Raw genomic sequence first — 1,022 nt, 5'->3', positions numbered from 1 at the left:
CAGCGGACCGCCCAACAGGGCATTGGCACCGATCAGACCCGCTACCGTGCACGCAGAGGACGAACCCAATCCGCGCGTCTGCGGAATATCGCAGTCCTCAATGAGCTTGAGACCCGGCATCGGCTTGCCGCAGATGTCATACACGCGCTTGGCGCACTGATAAATCAGATTGCTCTCATCGTTTGGCACGTGCTCGCCATGTGTGGCAGAGATGTCGATGTGGTCGCTCTCTTCCATATAAAATGTGTTGTATAAATTCAGCGCAATGCCAATCGAGTCAAAGCCAGGACCCATATTGGCGCTTGTCGCCGGTACTCTTACAGTAATCATATTACAGCACCCTCATGCAGCCCAGAACATTGCCGAGCTGTGCTTTCTTTTCATTCATTTCAGCCGTGGTCAGAACATCGGTCAGAACAGCTGCTTCGTCTGCCTGCACCGGCTCCAGTGCCTTGCTGTTCGGGAATGCCTGTGCCAGCTTGTCCGCAGCATCAGCTCCCTGCACGCGAATATACCAGTTAGAAGCAAAGGTGTCAAGCGAACGAACGAGATTTTTGCTGCCGTCGCCCCAACCAATCTTGCGGCGCTTGTTCTTGTGTACGGCACAGTCAATGACATCTGCCACAACAGCGGAAGCGGTTGCGAGCTTGCCTGCGCCCTGACCATAGAACATCGCATCGCCCAGCATATCGCCGGTCACGAGAATGCCGTTGAACACGCCGGTAACGCAAGCGAGCGGGCTAGTCTTCTCGACAAAATGCGGTGCGACAAACGCATAAAAGGTGCCATCCTCCTGCAAAACAGTTCTGCCCAGCAGCTTGACCACGCTGTTTGCCTGCTCAGCATAGGCTACATCCTGCAAGGTGATTGCGGTGATGCCTTCGGTCTCTACCTTTTCCGGAGCGACATTATCCCCATATGCGATGTCCGCCAGAATGCACACCTTGCGGCAGGCATCAATGCCCTCGACATCTGCTGCCGGATTGGCTTCTGCATAGCCGAGATCCTGTGCTTCCTTGAGT

General features: G+C 54.9%; 1 protein-coding gene and 1 pseudogene. Both read right to left on the bottom strand.

What is annotated here, in order from left to right; genetic code table 11:
* The coding region (locus ACR0P9_RS13175) for a homoserine kinase (RefSeq protein ID WP_432620870.1) at positions 1-330 on the bottom strand (330 nt) is incomplete at its 3' end.
* A 1-nt stretch (position 331) separates the two neighbouring features.
* Positions 332-1,022: pseudogene (locus ACR0P9_RS13170) on the bottom strand (homoserine dehydrogenase); the annotation flags it as partial.

The sequence above is a fragment of the Butyricicoccus sp. genome (assembly GCF_050872565.1).
Classification (GTDB): domain Bacteria; phylum Bacillota; class Clostridia; order Oscillospirales; family Butyricicoccaceae; genus Butyricicoccus_A.
Note: the sequence above shows the minus strand (reverse complement) of the source record. Positions and strands in the feature narration are given on the sequence as shown.